We start from the raw sequence: 18,800 nt of genomic DNA, 5'->3' as shown, positions 1-18,800 counted from the left end.
CGGCGGGTAGCATGGTCGGCACGGCAGACGAGCCGGGCGGGCGGCCGCGTGGGGATCCTCGGATCCTCCCGAGGAACGTCCGGGCTCCACAGGGCAGGGTGGTGGCTAACGGCCACCCGGGGTGACCCGCGGGACAGTGCCACAGAAAACAGACCGCCGGGGACCTCGGTCCTCGGTAAGGGTGAAACGGTGGTGTAAGAGACCACCAGCGCCTGAGGTGACTCAGGCGGCTAGGTAAACCCCACCCGGAGCAAGGTCAAGAGGGGACGCCTCGGCGTCCCTGCGCGAACGTTCGAGGGCTGCCCGCCCGAGTTCGCGGGTAGACCGCACGAGGCCGGCGGCAACGCCGGCCCTAGATGGATGGCCGTCACCCCGACGACCGCGAGGTCCCGGGGGACAGAACCCGGCGTACAGCTCGGCTCGTCTGCCTCATAGGGCTTCTGACCAGTGAAAACCTGGGCCAGGGGCCCTTTTTCGCGCGTCGGGGGCGAAGCCGCCTCCGAGTCCGGGTCGGAAGATGGGCAGTCCAGGGCACGCGAGGGGCGGTCCGGGGCACGCGAGGGGCGGTCCGGGTCAGAAGATGGACAGTCCGGTCAGGGTGGTGAAGCGGTCCAGGGCCGCCACCCCGGCGACCGAGTTGCCGTGCGCGTCCAGCCCGGGGCTCCACACCGCGATCGTGCACCGGCCCGGCACCACCGCCACGATCCCGCCGCCGACCCCGCTCTTGCCCGGCAGGCCCACCCGGTAGGCGATCTCGCCCGCCGCGTCGTACGTCCCGCAGGTCAGCATCACCGCGTTGATCTGCTTCGCCTCGCTGCGGGTCAGCAACCGGGAACCGTCCGCACGGAGCCCGTGCCGGGCCAGGAAGCGGGCGGCCAGCGCCAGATCGGCGCAGCTCATCTCGATGGAGCACTGCCAGAAGTAGTGCTCCAGGAGGTCCGGCACCGGATTGTCGATGTTGCCGTACGACGCCATGAAGTGCGCCAGGGCCGCGTTCCGGTCGCCGTGCGCCTGCTCGGAGGCGGCGACCTCGGCGTCGAACCCCAGCTCCGGGTTGGCGCTCTCCGCCCGCAGGAACGCCAGCAGTTCGCTGCTGGCGTCACCGGTCAGGGTCTGCAGCCGGTCCGTGACCACCAGCGCGCCCGCGTTGATGAACGGATTGCGCGGCACGCCGTTCTCGTACTCCAGCTGCACCAGCGAGTTGAACGGGTTGCCGGACGGCTCCCGGCCCACCCGCTCCCACAGGCTGTCGCCGCCCTCGGCGAGGGCCAGGGCCAGCGCGAACACCTTGGTGACGGACTGCGCGGAGAACGGCGTCCGCCAGTCCCCCACCCCGTACACCGTCCCGTCGAGGCCGGCGATCGCCATGCCGAACTGGTCCGGGTCCACCCCGGCGAGCGCCGGGATGTACTCGGCCGGAGTGCCGCTGCCGACCAGGGGGGCGACGTCGGAGGCGATCTGTTCGAGCAGCTTCTGATAGTCGAGGGGGGCGTCTTCCACGAGGGGTTCCTCAGGTCGGGGTGCGGTGGAGCGGGCCACCGCCCCGGCGGGCGGGTTCACCGCCGACACCGTGTGAAGAGAGTGGCCTCACGGGGCCAGTGTGGCGGTGAGCTGGGTCCGGTTGCGGACACCGAGCTTGCGGTAGATGCGGCTCAGCGTCGATTCGACGGTCTTGGCCGAGACGAACATCTGCTGGGCGGCCTCCTGATTGGTGGCGCCGGCGCAGACCAGCCCGGCGAGCCGCAGTTCGTGCTCGGTCAGGGCCGTCGGGCCGTCCTGCGCCGCGCGGCCCGCCGCGGCGTCGGGGACGGGGGGCCGGCCGGTCAGCCGGGAGAGGTGACGGTCGGTGAGCGCGGTCCAGGGCCGGGCCTCGGCGTCCTCGAAGACGGCGCGCGCCGTCTCCCAGGCGGTCCTGGCCGCGGCGGCCCGGCGGCGACGGCGTTCGACGCGGCCGCGGACCAGGTGGGTGCGCCCTTCCTCGACGGGGCGGCCGAGGCGGCGGAAGGCGCGGCCGGCGTCGTCGAGGAGTTCGACCGCCTCGTCGTTCCTGCCGTCGAGGTGGAGACAGGCGGCCCGGGCCCGGGTGAGGGCGGCGCGCAGCGCCGCGTGGCCGGGGTGCGGCCCCACGGACCGCTGCATGCGGTCCAGCAGGTGGTGGGCGGGTGACGTGCGGCCCGAGGAGGCGAAGGCTTCGACGGCGTCGGCCTGCCAGCGCAGGATGGCGGGGTCGGCCGCTCCGGCGTGGGCTTCGAGTTCGGCCACCTCGGACAGAGCCGTGACCGCCTCCTCGACCTGCCCGACGTGGAGGTGGACGGCGCCCAGGATCCACAGGCCGCGGGTGGTGTGCAGGGTGTCGTGTTCCTCGCGGGAGGCGCGGACGCCTTGGGCGGCGTAGCGCAGGGCTTGGGCGAAGGTTCCGCCGTGGCTGTGTGCGAGGGCGGCGGTGTACCAGGCGGGTCCCGGGGAGAGGCCGGCGGCGGCGGTGAGTTCGACCGCCTTGACCGACCAGCGCAGCGCGCGGCGGCAGGCGCCGAGGCCGGAGTCGACCTCGGCGAGGCTGCGCCAGATGTCGACGAGGTCCTCGGCCTCACCGGAGGACTCGGCGGCGGGCAGCAGCTCGAGGAGGGCGGTCCGGGCCGCGCCCAGACGGCCGTCGAAGACGGCGTGACGGGCGGACAGGTACTGGGGGCTGTTACGGATGCCGATGCGCTGCGGAGGGACGGCGAGCGCGAGCGCGGCCGTCAGGGTGGCCGAGGCGGTCTCCGACCGGCCGAGCACGCGTTCCATCCGCGCGGTCATGGTCAGTGCGGCCGCCTCCAGAGGCGCGTCGCCACAACGGCGGGCCAGCGACGCCGCGGTGTCGGCGTGGTGGAGGGCGAGCGTGGCGTCACCCGCGGCGACGTTGGCCTGGACGGCGCTGCGCAGCTCGATCGCGGCGAGCAGCGCCGGATCGCCGCCTGCGGTCCTGCGGGCGGTGGCGAGCAGCGACGTGGACTCGGCGAGGCACTGACCGCGGGCGTCGGCGACGGCCAGCCACGCGGACACCTGCTGTGCGGGGCTGCCGCGGTCCTCGGCGATCCGGGTGGCGGCCTCCTCGGCCAGGTCGGCGGAGCCCGCGGCGGCGGCGTCCTGCGCGGCTCGGGCGAGCCGGTCCAGGCGCGGGCCGGGGCGGTCGGCGGGGGTGAGGCGCGAGGCGAGGAGCATCAGCTCCGCCGCGAGCAGCCGTTCACCGGCCGCGCGTGCGATCGACGCGGCGTGCGCGGTGTCCTCCGCGACGGCCTGGTCGGTGCCGGCCTGGGCCAGGGCGCGGTGGCGCACGCGCTGGACCGGGTCGTGGACGGCGTCGGCGAGCGCCTGATGGTGGCGGCGGCGCTGTCCGGCCGTGCTGCTGACAGCGGCGGCTTCGGCGAGTGCCTCGGCCGCGAAGCGGGTGCGGGCGGGCGGGGAGCCGAGGGCCCCGGCCGTGTCGTCGGGTGCCAACAGACCCGCGCGCAGGGCCTGGTCGAGATGGTCCTCGGCCTGGGCGCAGCCGGCCTGGCGGAGCAGGTCGGCGTCGGGGGACCGGGCCAGGGCCGCGATCTGCAGGGTCCAGCGCACCGCGTCGGACGTGGTGGCCAGCCAGGTCGCGGCGAGTTCGCGGACCTCCCGGGGCCGCCCCGGACTGCCGGGGGCCCGCGCGGCGGCGCTGTCGGCCGACGCGCGGCCGGTCTCGGCGAGGGAGCGGCAGCAGGTGGCCAGAAGACCCCGGTGGCCGCCGCAGTAGCGGTGCACGGGCGCGGCCCAGCGGGCGGGCAGCGCGAACCGCTCCAGGATCGTGGCGGTCTCCTCGAGGTCCGCCGCCGGTACGCGGATCACGGGTGGGTGCCCGCCCAGCAGCCGCGCCGCGAGGGCCGGGTGGCTCGCGGTGCGCTCGGCGGCCACGACCGCCGTCCTGCCGGCGGGGGCGTGGGCGAGGCAGCTCGCCAGGACGTCGGCGCTGGCGGGGTCGATCCACTGGGCACCGTCGAGGACCAGCAGGGCGGGCGGCCCGTCGGCCCACAGGTCCGCCAGCGCCCACTGAAGCCACAGCCTGGCCTCCGCCGGGACGCGGGCGAGGCCGACTCGTCCTGCTGTGCCCGCGGGGGCGCTCCGGCGGATCGGGTCGGGTGAGGCGGGGTGAGGGGTCGGGTCCGGACCCGGACTCAGACCCGGACCCGGACTCAGACCCGGACCCGGACTCAGACCCGGACCCGGACTCAGACCCGGACCCGGACTCAGACCCGGACCCAGACCCGGACCCGGACCCGGACTCAGGCACGGCCCGGGCCTCGCTGAGGCGGCCCTGGCGTCCCACCCCGCCGAGTCGGCCATGCCGCCCCGATCCGCCGAGTCGGCCATGCCGCCCCACCCCGCCGAGCCGGCCATGCCGGCCCACCCCGCCGAGCCGGCCAGGGCGCCCCGTACGTCGAGTATCTGCGCCAGCGCCGCGTACGGGATTTCCTGGTCGCCCTCTCGGGTGGTCACCCGCAGGCAGCGGTGTCCGGCTGCGCGGCCGGCCTCCTCCAGGCTGTCCAGCAGCGTCGTCTTGCCCGCGCCCCAAGGGGCCGAGACGGCCAGCGTCCCGTGCCGCTCCAGCAGGCCGGAGGCCGTGGCCACCAGCGCGGCCCAGCCTTCGGTGGCCGCGCCTGGCGCGAACTCAGGTACCCCGGGTCCCTTCATACCGGGCACCGTAGTTGCCGCCCTTCCGGCCCGGAAGGCCGTCGATCCCGGTGTGCAGGCACGCAAGGGATACCCCCGATGCCCGTCCGGTCGTCCGCCGCCCCCCCTCGCCACCCGCAACGTCCCGTTCTGTCGCGTCCGTCGGCGAACCGCCGGCGCAGCGGCAGGCGTCCGCACGGCTCCACCCGGAGCCCGGTGTCCGGATTCCGGCGCCGGTGACGCAAGGGAACGCCCGGATACCCAGGCCGACTTCGTGCGATGACGCTGTGGCCCTCCGGGACAGCGGTCCCACCCGTGCCCTCCCCGCACCCCGCTTCCCGGAACGTCCCGGCCGGCCGGTGAAACCCCCCTTCCACCGGCGGCCCCAGCGGTTTCATCGCCGAAAGGAACGCCCCATGCGCGTTGCAAGCAGCCGGTCCGCCCTGGCCGGTCTCGTGGCCGCGGCGGCGCTGGCCGGACTGGCCGTCGCGCCGGCCCACGCCGGTGCCCCGTCCGGTGCCTCGCCCGCCCACCAGGTGCCCGCCGACATCCAGGCCGCCATGGCCCGCGACCTCGGTCTGACGGCCGACGGGGTCCGTGACCGCATCGCGGCCGAACAGCAGGCGACCACCGCCGCGACCGTCGTCCGCGCCACGATCGGCGACCGGGTGGCCGGACTGTGGTTCGACGCCGGTGACGGTCGGCTGCACGCCGCCGTCACCGGCGCCGCGGACGCGGCGGCGGCCCGCCGGGCCGGCGCCGTCGCCCACGACGTGCGCCACACCCGCGTCCAACTCGACGACGCGGTCCGCTCCATAGGCAGTTGGGCCGAGGACGTTCCTGGCGTGCTGTCCTGGGGCGCCGACGGGCGCGCCAACCGGATCGACGTCACCGTCGACCCGTCCCGCTCCACGACCGAGACCACCGCACTGCGCGCCCGCCTCGCCGCTCTGGGCGACCTGGTCCGTGTGGTGGAGTCCGGCGACGCGCCCCGGCAGCAGGGCGGAAACGTCGTGGGCGGCGACAAGTGGGTCCCCGGCAGCGAGAGCCCCTGCTCGATCGGGTTCGCCGTCACACGAGCAGGCGGCGGCAAGGCGTTCCTGACGGCCGGCCACTGCACGAACGACGCGAACCAGGCCGCGTACGGCAAGGACGGCACCCGGGTCGGCACCTCCAACAAGGGCGGTACGGGCAGCGTCAACGCCACCGAGGGCGACTTCGGCATCGTCGAGGTCGACCAGGCCGGGTGGAACCTGTCGCCGACCGTCTCCAAGGGCAGCCAGGGCGAGGTCGCCGTCACCGGGTCGGCCGAGGCCGTCGTGGGGACCGCCGTCTGCCGGTCCGGCCAGACCACCGGCTTCCAGTGCGGTGAGGTCACCAAGGTCAACCAGACCGTCGACTACGGCAACGTGGTCATCGCGGGCCTGTCCTACTCCAGCGCCTGCTCCGCGGGCGGCGACTCGGGCGGCGCCTACGTCACCGCGACCGGAGGCAAGGCGGTGGGCCTGCACTCCGGCGGCGGCAGCGCGACCTGCTCCGGCGGTTCGGGGGAGAAGTACACGATCTTCCAGCCCGTCAACGAGGCCCTGAACCGCTTCGGTGCCTCGCTGGTCACCTCCGCCCCCCAGCCCGGTGAGGTGACCGTCGGCGCCGTCTCCGCGAAGACCTCCGCGACCGGCACCCGGGTCGAGGCCACCAACACCGCCGAGGGCGGCACCGCCCCCTACACCTGGAGCGCGAGCGGCCTCCCGGCCGGCCTGACCATCGCCTCCGCCACCGGCACCATCACCGGCACACCGACCACGGCCGGCTCCCACACCGTGACGGTGACCGCCACCGACGCCACCGGGAAGAAGGGCTCCACCAGCTTCTCCTGGACCGTCACCGCCCCGGGCTCCGGCACGCCCACCCTGGCCCACCCCGGCAGCCAGACCCTCTCCGTGGGCCGCGCCTTCGGCCTCGCCCTCACGGCCACCGGCGGCACCACCCCGTACACGTTCGGCGCCGTCAACCTGCCCGCCGGGCTCTCCCTCAACGCCTCCACGGGCGTCGTCTCCGGGACCCCGACCACCTGGGGCTTCCGCAACGCGACCCTGACGGTCACCGACGCCGCCGGCAGGAAGTCCTCGGTGTCGGTCACCTTCACCGTCTGGTCGTAGCAGGTCCGCACTGTGACGCCGTCGCCCCGTCAGAAGAGCGGCATCGTCTCCTCCACTCCGGGGGCCGCCTGGTCACCGGAGTGGAGTTCCAGCTGCCAGGCCGTCGCGTGGGCCAAGGGCACATGGGTCTCCGAACCGGCGCACAGCATCAGGGACTTCCGCTCGCGCTTGTGGTCGACGACCACGCCGTGGCCCAGTCTCCTCGTGGGCATCAGGGCGACGGCACGGCCACAGACGGGGCAGGCAGCTCGGGGTAGGGGCATGTCACCAGGATGACGTACGGGACTGACAGCGAGGCCCGCCGGCCGCTCCGGCAGCGGCGGGGCCGCCGGGCCGCCGGGCCGGCCGGTCAGGCTTCCAGCGAGCGTTCCGCGACCCGCCGGACGTGGCCCGCGAAGACGTCCGGCGCGTCCGGGGTCAGCGTGCGCAGGGCCACCATCGCCGTGATGATCACGTCGCACAGCTCCGACTCGACGTCCTGCCAGCTGTGTGTCGTCCCCTTGCGCGGGTTCTGGCCCGTCGCGCCGATGACGGCCTGGGCCACCTCGCCGACCTCCTCCGAGAGCTTCAGGACCCGCAGCAGGACGTCCTGTTCGGGCGGGAGATCGTGGTGGGCGGAGATCCAGGAGGCGAGCCGGTCGATGGTGTTCCACGGGTCGGTCATGGCGGTCAGCCTGCCAGCTCGCCCAGGTGGCCGAGTGCGGTCACCGGCGCGCGCCACACCTCTGGCCGGGGTCCCCTGCGAGGAGGGCGGCGCGGTGTACGGCTAGGGCCATGACCATCCCCGTGGACAGACTCAGCGACCCTGCCGTACGTGCCTTCGTCGCGGCCCTCAACGCCAACGACCGCGACGCCTTCTTCGCGGTCCTCACCCCCGACGCCACCATGTCCGACGACGGCTCGGACCGGAGCGTCGACGAGTGGACCGACAAGGAGATCTTCTCCTCGCGCGGCCACATGGAGATCGAGTCGGAGAAGGACGGCGGGCGCGCCCTCGTCGCCCGCTACCGCAACGACACCTGGGGCGAGATGCGGACCGCCTGGCGGTTCGACGTGAAGGACGGGAAGGTCGCCCGGTTCGAGACCGGGCAGGCGTAGGGCTCCGCGGGCCCGAGGCCTCCGCGGGCCCCAGGCCCCCGCGGGCCCGAGGCCTCCGCGGGCCCCAGGCCCCCGCGGGCCCCAGGCCTCCGCGGGCGTACCCCCACCCGCGGGCGTACCGATGTGCCCCCCGGGCAGGGGCGGAGCCTCTCCCCCGGGCTGGGGCGTACCCCTGTGCCCCCCCGGGCGGGGGCGGAGCCCCGCTCCTACCCCCGCCCGATGTACGGCATCGTCGTCGCCATCACCGTCGCGAACTGCACGTTCGCCTCCAGCGGCAGGGCCGCCATGTGCACCACCGTCGCCGCCACGTCCGCCGCGTCCATCACCGGCTCCGCCGCCAGCTCCCCGCTGGCCTGCAGGATGCCCGTCTGCATCCGCGCCGTCATCTCCGTCGCCGCGTTGCCGATGTCGATCTGACCGCAGGCGATCCGGTACGGACGCCCGTCCAGCGACAGTGACTTCGTCATCCCCGTCATCGCGTGCTTCGTCGCCGTGTACGCGATCGAGTGCGGGCGCGGTACGTGCGCGGAGATCGAGCCGTTGTTGATGATCCGGCCGCCCTGCGGCGACTGCTCCTTCATCGCCCGGAACGCCGCCTGGGCGCACAGGAACGCGCCCGTCAGGTTGACGTCCACGACCGCGCGCCAGGTCTCGTGGGGCAGGTCCTCGACCGGTGTCCCGCCGCCCGCGAACGTGCCGGCGTTGTTGAAGAGCAGGTCGACCCGGCCCCACCGGTCCCGTACCGCCTCGAAGAGCGAGGCCACCGCCTCCGGCGACGTCACGTCCGTCGGGACGCACAGGACCTCGGCTCCGCCGGCGGCCGACGCCGTCTCCTGAAGGGGCTCGGCGCGCCGGCCCGCCAGCGCCACCGACCAGCCCGCCCCGGCGAGGGCCAGGGCCACCCCCCGGCCGATCCCCGAACCCGCTCCCGTCACCACTGCGATGCGCGACTCAGTGCTCATGGGCGCGCAGCGTACGGGAGATCCGTGCACAGGGAACTCATCTGTCCGACACGCGGATGTCCTGTACCCGACAAGCCGCCGTCGTTCCGTGCCACTCCAATGCCTCACGGACACCATCCGTCAGGGGAGGGGCATATGACACCCGCACAGGCTTCCATGCCGAACCACACCGACGAACTCCGCGCCGCGGCCCGGCACTTCGGGCGGCGCCGCTTTCTCACCGCCACCGGCGCGGCCGCCGCGCTCGCCTTCGCCGTCCAGCTGCCGGCCGCCGGCGCGGCGAGCGCCGCCGAGCTGAACCCGCGCCGCATCACCGAGAACCCGTTCACCCTGGGGGTGGCGTCCGGCGACCCGCTGCCCGGCTCCGTCCTGCTGTGGACCCGGCTCGCGCCCCGCCCCTTCGAGGCCGACGCCGGGCTGCCCCGCGCCCGGGTCGCCGTCCGCTGGGAACTCGCCCACGACGAGCGCTTCACCCGGACGGTCCGGCGCGGCTCGGTCACCGCCCACCCCGAGTTCCAGCACAGCGTCCACGTCCCCGTCGACCACCTCGACACGGACCGCGTGTACTACTACCGGTTCCTCGTCGGCGACTGGACCAGCCCCGTCGGCCGCACCCGCACCGCCCCCGCCGCCGGCGCCCGGATCTCCGAGCTCAGCATCGCCGCCGTCTCCTGCCAGGCGTACCACGACGGTTACTTCACCGCCTACCGGCACCTCGCGCAGGAGGACGTCGACGTCGTCTTCCACCTCGGCGACTACCTCTACGAGTACGCCGTCACCGCCACCGGGGGCGCCCGCGCCTACACCGACCGCCGGCTGCCCGCCGTCTTCAACCGGGAGACGATCACGCTGGAGGACTACCGGCTGCGGTACGCCCTCTACAAGTCGGACCCCGACCTGATGGCCGCCCACGCCGCGCACCCCTTCGCCGTCACCTGGGACGACCACGAGACGGAGAACAACTACGCGGGCGGCACCCCCGAGAACGACGTGCCGCCGGAGGAGTTCCTGCTCCGCCGCGCCGCCGCCTACCGCGCCTACTGGGAGAACCAGCCGCTGCGCAGGCCCCAGCAGCCCGAGGGCGCGGACATGACGCTCTACCGGCGCCTCCGCTTCGGCCGGCTCGCCCAGTTCGACATCCTCGACACCCGCCAGTACCGCTCCGACCAGGCCTACGGCGACGGCTGGCGGGTGCCGGGACCCGAGTCGGAGGACCCGGCGCGCACGATGACGGGCGCCACGCAGGAGCGCTGGCTGCTCGACGGCTGGCGCGCCTCGAACACGCTGTGGAACGTCGTCCCGCAGCAGGTCGTCTTCGCCGAGCGGCGCGACGTGCCGACCGCCGACTTCAAGCTCTCCATGGACTCCTGGGACGGCTACCCGGCCTCCCGGCAGCGGATCCTGGACGGCGCGGCGGCGGCCGGCGTCGAGAACCTGATGGTGCTCACCGGTGACGTCCACGTCGGCTACGGCCTCGACATCAAGGCCGACCACCGCGACCCGGGCTCCCGCACCCTCGGCACCGAGATCGTCGCCACCTCGATCGCCAGCGGCAAGGACGGCGCCGACCGGCCGGCCAACTACGACAACCTCACCGCCGCCAACCCGCACCTGAAGTTCTACAACGGCCGGCGCGGCTATGTGACGGTCGCGCTCGGCGAGGACGGCGCCCGCGCCGACTTCCGTACGGTCTCGGCCGTGACGACCCCGGGCGCACCGGTCACCACGGCCGGGTCCTTCGTGACGGAGGTCGGCGACCCCGGCCTCAAGCCCGCGTAGCGACCAGCCCGGCGGTCTCCTCGCCCGCCCCTTCGCCGGGATAGCGGACGCCGATGCGGTCCCGTACCGCGTCGAGCGTCCGCATCACGGCGAGCGAACCGGCCTGCGGGACGAGCGGGGACTCGGTCAGACCGGCGCGCAGGCACCGCATGACCTCCTCCGCCTCCGGCCGCAAAGACTGCCGGTCGCCGTCGAGGACGAACTCCTCCGGCTCCCTGCCGGGCCGCCGCAGCGTGAACCGGTCCGGGAAGAAGAAACCGGCCGGGAGGTCGACCCGGCCCGCCGAGCCCGTCACGGACGCGGTCATCGGGGTGTCCGCCACGAGCGAGCAGGACAGCAGGGCCGAGGCGCCCGAGGACCAGCCGAGGAGCATCCCCGTGTTCAGGTCCACGCCCTCGGGCGAGAGCAGCGCGTGCGCCTGCACGCTGTCGGGCTCGCCGAGCAGCAGCTGGGCGAAGGAGACCGGATAGACGCCGAGGTCCAGGAGCGCCCCGCCGCCGACCGCCGGATCGCGCAGCCGGTGGTCCGGGGCGAACGGGCCCGCCAGGCCGAAGTCCGCCTGGACGGTCCTGATCTCGCCGATCGCCCCGTCCCCGACCAGCTCCACCAGCCGCCGGACCAGCGGGTTGCAGTACATCCACATGGCCTCCATCAGGAAGAGACCACGGTCCCGGGCGAGCGCGACCAACTCCTCTGCCTCGCGCGCGTTCAGAGTGAGAGCCTTCTCGCAGAGGACCGCCTTGCCCGCCTCCAGAGCCAGCCCGGCGGCCTGCCGGTGCGCGTGGTGCGGGGTCGCCACGTACACCACGTCGACGTCCGGGTCGGCGACGAGCGCGGACCACGCGCCGTACGCCTTCGGTATCCCGAACCGGTCGGCGAAGGCCCGCGCCGACGCCTCCGTACGGGAGGCCACCGCCACCACCTCCGCGTCCCGCGCCGCCCGCAGATCCTCGACGAACTTCGCCGCGATCCCGCCCGTGGCCAGCACACCCCACCGCACGGTCCTCGCCATGCCCCACCCCTTCAGAAAGGTCCCGACCCGCCCCGACGAGCTGAGAGCATAGGGAAGGTTTCAACGAAATGGAGCAGTCGATGCCGGAGAGCGGCCAGCCCACGAAGCAGGGATCGCAGGAACACATACCCGGGGGCCCCGCCGGCCCCCTCGCGAACACCCCCGCCCGGCGCGCGAGCCTGCTCGTCACGCTCGTCCTCGGCGGGCTCACGGCGCTCCCGCCACTCTCCATGGACATGTACCTCCCGGCGCTCCCGGAGGTCACCGAGGCGCTGCGCTCGCCCGCCGCGACCGTCCAGCTGACCCTGACCGCCTGCCTCGCCGGCATGGCGCTCGGCCAGCTCGTCGTCGGCCCCATGAGCGACAGGTGGGGCCGCCGCCGCCCGCTGCTCATCGGCATGATCGTCTACGTCGCCGCCACCGCCGTCTGCGCCTTCGCGCCCACCGTCGAGCTGCTCATCGCCTTCCGGCTGCTCCAGGGCCTGGCGGGCGCGGCCGGCATCGTCATCGCCCGGGCCGTCGTCCGCGACCTGTACGACGGCGTGGCGATGGCCCGGTTCTTCTCCACCCTGATGTTGATCTCCGGCGTCGCCCCGGTCGTCGCCCCGCTCATCGGCGGCCAGATCCTGCGGATCACCGACTGGCGGGGCGTCTTCCACGTCCTGGCCGTCATCGGCGTCCTGCTCACCCTGGTCGTCTGGAAGTGGCTGGGCGAGACGCTGCCGCCGGAGCGGCGCCACGAGGGCGGGGTCGGCCAGGCGCTGCGCACCATGCGCGGGCTGCTCGCCGACCGGGTCTTCACCGGCTACGTGCTGGCCGGCGGCCTCGGCTTCGCCGCGCTCTTCGCGTACATCTCGGCCTCCCCCTTCGTCGTCCAGGAGATCTACGGCGCCTCGCCGCAGACCTTCAGCCTGCTCTTCGGCGTCAACTCGATCGGTCTGGTCGCCGTCGGCCAGATCAACGGCAAGCTCCTCGTCGGCCGGGTCAGCATGGACAAGACGCTGGGCTGGGGGCTCGGCGTGATCCTGCTCGCGGCGGTGGCGCTGCTGGTCATGACGAGCGGGGTCCTCGGGAAGCCCTCGCTCGCGGCCGTGGCCACCGGCCTCTTCGTCCTGATGTCGGCGATGGGTCTCGTGCTGCCCAACACCAACGCGCAGGCGCTGATGCGCACCCCGCACGCGGCCGGCTCCGCCTCCGCCCTCCTCGGCACCTCGTCCTTCCTGATCGGCGCGATCGCCTCGCCGCTCGTCGGCATCGCGGGGGAGGCCACGGCCGTGCCGATGGCCGTCGTCCAGCTGGTCTGCGCGGCCGGGGCGCTCGCCTGCTTCCTGGGCCTGTGCCGCCCGTGGCGTACCCCGGAGACCGTCTGACGGAAGGCGCCTAAAATGTCGAGGTGAACGCCTTCCCCTCCCTCCCCTCCGGCGACCGGCTCCCGTCGGGCGACGCCTCCGCCGACGCCCCCGCCGACGCGGACGGCGGAGCCTTTGGTGACGCTTCCGGTGACGCGCTGCGTGGAGCGCTCGCCGGACTCCTCGCCGGACTGCCGCCGCGCCAGGCGACCTCGGCCGTCGACCGGCTGATCGCCAGCTACCGGGGCACCACCCCGACCGACGCCCCCGTGCTGCGCGACCGCTCCGACGTCGCCGCGTACGCCGCGTACCGGATGCCGGCGACGTTCGAGGCCGTACGGGCGTCCCTCGACGCCCTGCGGGACGCGGCGCCCGCGTGGCGGCCGGCCACGCACACCGATGTCGGCGGCGGCACCGGAGCGGCGAGCTGGGCGGTCGCGGAGGCCTGGGACGGCACCCCGCGCACGACGGTGCTCGACTGGGCGGAGCCCGCCCTCGCGCTGGGCGAGGAGCTCGCGGACGGGGTCTTCGACGCGCAGTGGCGGCGGGCCAGGATCGGCGGCGCCCTGCGCCTCGACCCGACGGACCTGGTGACCGTCTCGTACGTGCTGAAGGAGCTGACCGAGGCCGACCGGACGGCGCTGGTGACCGAGGCGGCGCGGGTCGCGCAGGCGGTCGTGATCGTCGAGCCGGGCACGCCCGACGGCTACGAGCGGATCATCGCCGCGCGCTCCCTCCTCGTCGAGGCGGGCTTCACCGTGGCCGCGCCCTGCCCGCACAGCGGGAGCTGCCCGATCGAGCCCGGCAAGGACTGGTGCCACTTCGCGGCCCGGGTGAGCAGGTCCTCGCTGCACCGGCAGGTGAAGGGCGGCTCGCTGCCGTACGAGGACGAGAAGTTCGGTTACGTGGCGGCGACCCGGTTCCCCGTCACGCCGGCGGTCGCGCGGGTGATCCGGAAGCCCCAGATCCGCAAGGGCCAGGTCCTGCTGGACCTCTGCGGTCCCGAGGAGACCGGGCTGACCCGCGAGACGGTCACCAAGCGCCACGGTGCGCTGTACAAGGCGGCCAGGGACGTCGACTGGGGCGACTCGTGGCCGCCGGAGTAGTCGGCACGAGGCCGCCGCGCGCCCCGGCCGGGATCGCCGGACGGGACGCGCGGCTGCAAGGACGTCGGGAACGTCAGCTGACGTCCGAGACATCGGGAATATCGGCTGACATCCGAGACGTCGGGAATCTCAGGGACGCAGCTCCTGGGTGCAGCACTTCACGCTGCCGCCGCCCTTGAGCAGTTCCGACAGGTCCATGCCCAGGGGCTCGTAGCCCCGGTCACGGAGCGGCTCGAAGAGGCCCACCGCGGCCTGGGGCAGCACCACGTGGAGGCCGTCGCTGACCGCGTTCAGGCCGAGCGTCTCGGCGTCCCGCTCCGTCGCGAGCAGGGCGTCGGGGTAGAGCCGGGACAGCACCGCCCGGCTGCCCGGGGAGAAGGCGCCGGGGTAGTACATGATCTCGTCGCCCTCGGCGTCCAGGACGCACAGCGCGGTGTCCAGGTGGTAGTAGCGGGGGTCCACCAGCTCCAGGCCGATCACCGGGCGGCCGAAGAACTCCTGCGCCTCCAGGTGCGCGAACGGGATGGAGCGGAAGCCCCGGCCGGCCAGGATCCACGACGAGGTCACCGCGAAGTCGCCCTCGCCCTCGTTCACGTGGTCCGGGACGCGCACCTCCGCGTAGCCGTTGGCGCGGAACCAGTCCAGGTGCGCCTCCTCCTCGCCCGTACGCTCCGGGTGGGCGAACCGGGCGCCGAAGACGCGGCCGTCCACCACGGTCGCGCCGTTGGCGGTGAAGACCATGTCCGGCAGGCCGGGACGCGGGTCGAGGAGTTCGACCGTGTGGCCGAGGGCGCGGTAGCGGGCCGTCAGGTCCTCCCACTGGGCGAGGGCGAGCGGCAGGTCGACCGGTTTCGTGGGGTCCATCCAGGGGTTGATGGAGTACGTCACCTCGAAGTGCGCGGGTGGGCACATCAGATAACGGCGGGGCGAGGCCTCGCGCGGGGTCTGGCGCAATGAGGGCTCCTCACGGACGGAGAGAATGTCGTCTGACGGTGCCCATGGTCCGCCCTCCACCGGCTCGGCGCAGTGAACCGTTCGGGTGGTTCCGTCGACCACCGGACGGGGCATAGGGACGCGCGGGCCGCGCCAGGCGAGACGTAGCGTCTCGCCCGCTGCTAGATTGGGGCCATGCCCGACACCACGAGCCCCCGGGACCCCGCCGCGAGGACCCCCGACGCCTCCCGTCGCAGCGAGCGCTCCCGCCGCGCCATCTTCGACGCCGCCCTCGCCCTCGTCTCCGAGACCGGTTACGCGAAGACGACCGTCGAGGGCATCGCCGCCCGTGCCGGAGTCGGCAAGCAGACCATCTACCGCTGGTGGCCCTCCAAGGCCGCCGTCCTCCTCGACGCCTTCCTGGACCTCGCCGCCCAGGCGAACGAGGCGCTGGGCGGCGACGCCGACAGTGAGATCCCCGACACCGGCGACCTCGCCGCCGACCTCAGGTACGTGCTCCGTGCCACCGTCGACGAGCTGAACGACCCCACCTACGACGGCCCCTCCCGCGCCCTCGCCGCCGAGGGCGTCGTGAACCCCGAACTCGGCGCCCAGTTCGTCGAGAAACTCCTGGAACCCCAGCTCCAGCACTACGTACGCCGCATCGAGGCCGCCCAGGCCGCCGGCGACGTCGACCCCGACATCGACCCCCGCGTCGCCCTCGAACTCCTCGTCGGGCCCCTGAACCACCGCTGGCTCCACCGCACCCTGCCGCTCACCCACGCCTACGCCGACACCCTCGTCGACTACGCGCTGCGCGGGCTCGCGCCCAGGGCGTAACCCCGGTACGTACCCCGGTTGGGTACTCCGGTCACCTGAAGCACGGGAAGATGCGACGATGGGCAGAGCCGAACAGGCGAGTACAGGTGTGAGGGGATAGATGGGCGACGGTATCGGCCGCTACCGCGGCACGGAGAGCAGAATCCCGCAGTGGCTGCGCAGGCGCCCGAAACGCACCGCGGCCGAGGACGAGAACCGCCGCGAGGAACTGCTCCTGGCCACCGCCGCCGCCGGCTTCCCGCTCGCCCCCGCCGCCTATCCCGTCGGCTACCGCTGTTCCTGCGAGCGCATCGGCTGTCCCACCCCCGCCCGGCACCCCGTCTCCTTCGCCTGGCAGACCCAGTCGACCACCGACAGCGCCCAGATCGAGCGCTGGGCCCGCAACGAGCCCGAGGCGAACTTCATCACGGCCACCGGCATGGTCCACGACGTCCTCGACGTACCGCTGGCGGCCGGCCGGGCCGCCCTGGAGCGGCTGCTCGACCAGGGCATCGAGGTCGGACCCGTCGCCGGGTCCGCGGAGAGCGCCGGCGACGGCGGCCGGATGCTCTTCTTCACCGCGACCCGGGGCACCCCCGAGGACGAGGACGAGTGGTGGCCCTGCGAGCTGGACTGCCATCCGGAGACCATGGACGAGCATCCGGGGCTGCGCTGGCACTGTCGCGGCAGCTACGTCCTCGTACCCCCGGCCCGGCTCATCGGTGACGAGGACGAACAGCCGTCGGTGGCCTGGGTCCGCGGCCCCGAGCACGCGCTGCCGGACCCGCTGAACCTCCTGGAGACCCTCACCGACGCCTGCGCCCGCCACGCGGCCGAGCGCGGCGACCAGCACGTCGAACCCGAGGTCGCCTGGCCGCTGGGCCGCCGCTGAGCCGCGGGACCTTGGGCCGCCGCTGAGCCGCGGGACCCTGGGCCGCCGCTGAGCCGCGGAACCCCGAGCCGTCGCGGCCCGCTCCCGTCACGAACCCTTCGCGCTCGTGACGCCCTGGAGCCTGCCGGTGACCGTGACGCCGTCGCGGTCCGTGCCCGCGGGCCTCACCAGGACGGACTGGCTCGACACCCACTCCTTCGTGACGGTGTTCTTCACCTCGCCCGTCATCAGCGCCTTCACATCGGCGCTGACCTTCGGCCGGTACCCCTGGGCCGCCGTCTGCTGCTCGAAGAAACGCGTCGCGAAGAAGACCAGCGCCCCGCCGTCCTCGGTCGCGAGGGCCAGCGGCGTGAAGTCCCCGGTGTCCGTGGGCTGGTCGGCGTACTGCGTCGCCATCCCCACCCGCTTCGCGTTCTTCTTCCGCTGCTCCCGCCACTCGGTGGTGTGCGGCCCGGCCGCGAACGGCCCCGGCTCCCCGTCCGTCAAGAACGAGACGTACTCCCGGCCCAGGTCCTTGGGCGCGACGGCGAGGGCGGTGGAGTCCGTCGGGACCGGCACCGCGAACCCACCCTCCGTCCTGAACGCCGGGATCTCGTCCGGGGTCAGGATCGCCATGTAGGCGACCTCCCACAGCTGGTCCGGGCCGTTGCGCACGAACGCCAGGAGCCAGCGGTTGTCGCCGCTGCCCTCGTCGGTGTCCCGGTTGGAGTCGGTGTCCGCGACGAACCAGCGCGGCCAGCCCGCCTTCTTGGGGAGGACGAACGTCGCGTCGGTGAGCTCCAGGGGCTTGTGCTCCGCGTTGCCCTCGGGCGCGGTGATCGAACGGGACTTCAGACCGGCCTGGTTGATCGCCCCGAGCGGCCCGGTCACCCGGTCCGCGTCGAGGGTCGGATCATGGGCCTTGTCGGCCTTGTTGTAGGCGGCGGTGAAGTCCTTGAGGGCCTGCGCGGCCTCGGCCTCCGTCGCCGCCGGCACCAACTCCCGCTCGCCGTGCACCGTCACGCAGCCACCGGCCGTCAGGGCCAGCACGCTCGCCGCCGCCGTCGCCAGCCACGTCCTCGACGGTCGTCGCCCGAGCCCGGCACCCGCCCTCGACGCTCGCCCCAGCTCAGTGCGTGCCCTCGACGGGCGCCTCGGCCTTCTCATCGGTCGCCTTCTGCTCCTCCACCGGCACGGACGGACCCGACCCTACCGGGGCGAGGAACAGCGCGAGCGTCGGGACCAGATAGAGCGCCCACACCGTGACCTGGAGGACCGTCGGGTTCGGCTGGAAGTTGAAGACGCCCTTGAGGAGCGTCCCGTACCAGCTGTCCGGCGGGATCGTCGCCGAGATGTCGAAGGCCTTGTTCGCCAGGCCGACCAGGAAGCGCGCCTCCTGGAGGTCGTGCACTCCGTACGCGAGGACACCGGCCGCCACCACGACCAGCATGCCGCCGGTCCAGGTGAAGAACGTCGCGAGATTGATCCGCAGCGCGCCCCGGTAGAACAGCCAGCCGAGCAGCACCGCCGTCGCGATGCCGAGCAGCACCCCGACCAGCGGCGCGGAGGTGCCGTCCGAGGAGGCCCGTACCGACGCCCACACGAAGAGCGCGGTCTCCAGACCCTCGCGGCCCACCGCCAGGAAGGCGGTGGCGACCAGGGCGCCGGTGCCCATCCGAAGCGCCGTGTCGAGCTTGCCGTGCAGCTCCGCCTTCAGATGCCGGGCCGTGCGCCGCATCCAGAAGACCATCCAGGTGACCAGGGCCACCGCCAGGAGGGAGAGCGAGCCGCCCAACAGTTCCTGCGCCTCGAACGTCAGCTCACGCGAGCCGAATTCGAGCGCGGCGCCGAAGGCGAGCGCGATGCCGACCGCCACCCCGATGCCGATCCAGATCGGCCTCAGGGCGTCGCGGCGCCCGGTCTTCACCAGGTACGCGATGAGGATGCAGACGACCAGGCTGGCTTCCAGCCCCTCGCGCAGACCGATCAGATAGTTGCCGAACACGTCGGTCCTTCCCGTCCCGGAGAGCCCGGG

General features: G+C 73.8%; 16 protein-coding genes and 1 other RNA gene. 8 read left to right on the top strand and 9 right to left on the bottom strand.

What is annotated here, in order from left to right:
• The first annotated feature begins 28 nt into the window (after window positions 1-28).
• Window positions 29-427, top strand: an RNA gene (rnpB, locus tag ACIPPS_RS18155) — RNase P RNA component class A.
• Window positions 428-573: 146 nt separating this feature from the next.
• Here rnpB and ACIPPS_RS18150 read toward each other — a convergent pair.
• Both ACIPPS_RS18150 and ACIPPS_RS18145 read right to left on the bottom strand, forming a co-directional pair.
• Entirely contained in the window at window positions 574-1,500 is a 927-nt protein-coding gene (locus tag ACIPPS_RS18150; protein ID WP_401432695.1) for a glutaminase, read from the bottom strand.
• A gap of 87 nt (window positions 1,501-1,587) precedes the next feature.
• A complete protein-coding gene (locus ACIPPS_RS18145) occupies window positions 1,588-4,698 on the bottom strand; it encodes a LuxR C-terminal-related transcriptional regulator (RefSeq protein ID WP_401432691.1) in 3,111 nt (1,036 codons plus the stop codon).
• Between the two features lie 395 nt (window positions 4,699-5,093).
• Here ACIPPS_RS18145 and ACIPPS_RS18140 point away from each other — a divergent pair, with 395 nt between their 5' ends.
• Window positions 5,094-6,836, top strand: coding sequence for a putative Ig domain-containing protein (locus tag ACIPPS_RS18140; RefSeq protein ID WP_401432688.1), 1,743 nt, complete (start codon window positions 5,094-5,096; stop codon window positions 6,834-6,836).
• Window positions 6,837-6,865: 29 nt separating this feature from the next.
• On the opposite strand, the gene ACIPPS_RS18135 is transcribed toward ACIPPS_RS18140, so the two are convergent.
• Complete coding sequence (locus tag ACIPPS_RS18135) at window positions 6,866-7,048, bottom strand: hypothetical protein (protein ID WP_401432685.1); 183 nt, start codon at window positions 7,046-7,048, stop codon at window positions 6,866-6,868.
• Between the two features lie 137 nt (window positions 7,049-7,185).
• Window positions 7,186-7,500, bottom strand: coding sequence for a MazG-like family protein (locus ACIPPS_RS18130; RefSeq protein ID WP_401432682.1), 315 nt, complete (start codon window positions 7,498-7,500; stop codon window positions 7,186-7,188).
• Between the two features lie 110 nt (window positions 7,501-7,610).
• On the opposite strand from ACIPPS_RS18130, the gene ACIPPS_RS18125 reads away from it, so the two are divergent.
• Window positions 7,611-7,934 (top strand): nuclear transport factor 2 family protein, encoded by a 324-nt coding sequence (locus tag ACIPPS_RS18125; RefSeq protein ID WP_401432679.1) that lies wholly within the window; start codon window positions 7,611-7,613, stop codon window positions 7,932-7,934.
• Window positions 7,935-8,140: 206 nt separating this feature from the next.
• On the opposite strand, the gene ACIPPS_RS18120 is transcribed toward ACIPPS_RS18125, so the two are convergent.
• Window positions 8,141-8,896 carry an SDR family oxidoreductase gene (locus tag ACIPPS_RS18120; protein WP_401432676.1) on the bottom strand — a complete coding sequence of 252 codons (756 nt, stop codon included), beginning with the start codon at window positions 8,894-8,896 and terminating at the stop codon, window positions 8,141-8,143.
• 135 nt (window positions 8,897-9,031) lie between these two features.
• Here ACIPPS_RS18120 and ACIPPS_RS18115 point away from each other — a divergent pair, with 135 nt between their 5' ends.
• Entirely contained in the window at window positions 9,032-10,675 is a 1,644-nt protein-coding gene (locus ACIPPS_RS18115; RefSeq protein WP_401432673.1) for an alkaline phosphatase D family protein, read from the top strand.
• Here ACIPPS_RS18115 and ACIPPS_RS18110 read toward each other — a convergent pair.
• Window positions 10,662-11,687, bottom strand: a complete 1,026-nt coding sequence (locus tag ACIPPS_RS18110; protein ID WP_401432670.1) for a Gfo/Idh/MocA family protein — start codon at window positions 11,685-11,687, stop codon at window positions 10,662-10,664. The genes ACIPPS_RS18115 and ACIPPS_RS18110 overlap by 14 nt on opposite strands.
• A gap of 80 nt (window positions 11,688-11,767) precedes the next feature.
• Here ACIPPS_RS18110 and ACIPPS_RS18105 point away from each other — a divergent pair, with 80 nt between their 5' ends.
• Window positions 11,768-13,057, top strand: coding sequence for a Bcr/CflA family multidrug efflux MFS transporter (locus ACIPPS_RS18105; protein WP_401433148.1), 1,290 nt, complete (start codon window positions 11,768-11,770; stop codon window positions 13,055-13,057).
• A gap of 137 nt (window positions 13,058-13,194) precedes the next feature.
• Window positions 13,195-14,142, top strand: a complete 948-nt coding sequence (locus ACIPPS_RS18100) for a small ribosomal subunit Rsm22 family protein (RefSeq protein WP_401433145.1) — start codon at window positions 13,195-13,197, stop codon at window positions 14,140-14,142.
• 129 nt (window positions 14,143-14,271) lie between these two features.
• Here ACIPPS_RS18100 and ddaH read toward each other — a convergent pair whose 3' ends face one another.
• On the bottom strand, window positions 14,272-15,096 hold the full coding sequence (gene ddaH, locus ACIPPS_RS18095; protein WP_401432667.1) for a dimethylargininase: 825 nt from the start codon (window positions 15,094-15,096) through the stop codon (window positions 14,272-14,274).
• Window positions 15,097-15,270: 174 nt separating this feature from the next.
• Here ddaH and ACIPPS_RS18090 point away from each other — a divergent pair, with 174 nt between their 5' ends.
• A complete protein-coding gene (locus tag ACIPPS_RS18090) occupies window positions 15,271-15,915 on the top strand; it encodes a TetR/AcrR family transcriptional regulator (RefSeq protein WP_401432664.1) in 645 nt (214 codons plus the stop codon).
• A 100-nt stretch (window positions 15,916-16,015) separates the two neighbouring features.
• The gene (locus ACIPPS_RS18085; protein WP_401432662.1) at window positions 16,016-16,786 is read left to right on the top strand and encodes a bifunctional DNA primase/polymerase; all 771 of its coding nucleotides are present in this window, start codon (window positions 16,016-16,018) and stop codon (window positions 16,784-16,786) included.
• Between the two features lie 87 nt (window positions 16,787-16,873).
• Here ACIPPS_RS18085 and ACIPPS_RS18080 read toward each other — a convergent pair whose 3' ends face one another.
• Both ACIPPS_RS18080 and efeU read right to left on the bottom strand, forming a co-directional pair.
• Window positions 16,874-17,893, bottom strand: a complete 1,020-nt coding sequence (locus tag ACIPPS_RS18080; RefSeq protein ID WP_401433143.1) for a hypothetical protein — start codon at window positions 17,891-17,893, stop codon at window positions 16,874-16,876.
• Window position 17,894: 1 nt separating this feature from the next.
• The gene (gene efeU, locus ACIPPS_RS18075; RefSeq protein WP_401432659.1) at window positions 17,895-18,770 is read right to left on the bottom strand and encodes an iron uptake transporter permease EfeU; all 876 of its coding nucleotides are present in this window, start codon (window positions 18,768-18,770) and stop codon (window positions 17,895-17,897) included.
• Window positions 18,771-18,800 lie beyond the last annotated feature (30 nt).

Origin of the sequence: Streptomyces sp. NPDC090127 (genome assembly GCF_044746945.1) — a bacterium.
Taxonomy (GTDB): Bacteria; Actinomycetota; Actinomycetes; order Streptomycetales; family Streptomycetaceae; genus Streptomyces.
This window is presented reverse-complemented; position numbering and strand designations above follow the sequence as displayed.

What these genes read in the sequence shown, in the direction of transcription:
- ACIPPS_RS18090 (WP_401432664.1), top strand. Translation starts at nt 15,271, where the DNA reads ATGCCCGACACCACGAGCCCCCGGGACCCCGCCGCGAGGACCCCCGAC.
- ACIPPS_RS18145 (WP_401432691.1), bottom strand. Translation starts at nt 4,698, where the DNA reads ATGAAGGGACCCGGGGTACCTGAGTTCGCGCCAGGCGCGGCCACCGAA.
- ACIPPS_RS18105 (WP_401433148.1), top strand. Translation starts at nt 11,768, where the DNA reads ATGCCGGAGAGCGGCCAGCCCACGAAGCAGGGATCGCAGGAACACATA.
- ACIPPS_RS18130 (WP_401432682.1), bottom strand. Translation starts at nt 7,500, where the DNA reads ATGACCGACCCGTGGAACACCATCGACCGGCTCGCCTCCTGGATCTCC.
- ACIPPS_RS18085 (WP_401432662.1), top strand. Translation starts at nt 16,016, where the DNA reads ATGGGCGACGGTATCGGCCGCTACCGCGGCACGGAGAGCAGAATCCCG.
- ACIPPS_RS18110 (WP_401432670.1), bottom strand. Translation starts at nt 11,687, where the DNA reads ATGGCGAGGACCGTGCGGTGGGGTGTGCTGGCCACGGGCGGGATCGCG.
- ACIPPS_RS18120 (WP_401432676.1), bottom strand. Translation starts at nt 8,896, where the DNA reads ATGAGCACTGAGTCGCGCATCGCAGTGGTGACGGGAGCGGGTTCGGGG.
- ACIPPS_RS18140 (WP_401432688.1), top strand. Translation starts at nt 5,094, where the DNA reads ATGCGCGTTGCAAGCAGCCGGTCCGCCCTGGCCGGTCTCGTGGCCGCG.
- ACIPPS_RS18115 (WP_401432673.1), top strand. Translation starts at nt 9,032, where the DNA reads ATGACACCCGCACAGGCTTCCATGCCGAACCACACCGACGAACTCCGC.
- ACIPPS_RS18135 (WP_401432685.1), bottom strand. Translation starts at nt 7,048, where the DNA reads ATGCCCACGAGGAGACTGGGCCACGGCGTGGTCGTCGACCACAAGCGC.
- ACIPPS_RS18125 (WP_401432679.1), top strand. Translation starts at nt 7,611, where the DNA reads ATGACCATCCCCGTGGACAGACTCAGCGACCCTGCCGTACGTGCCTTC.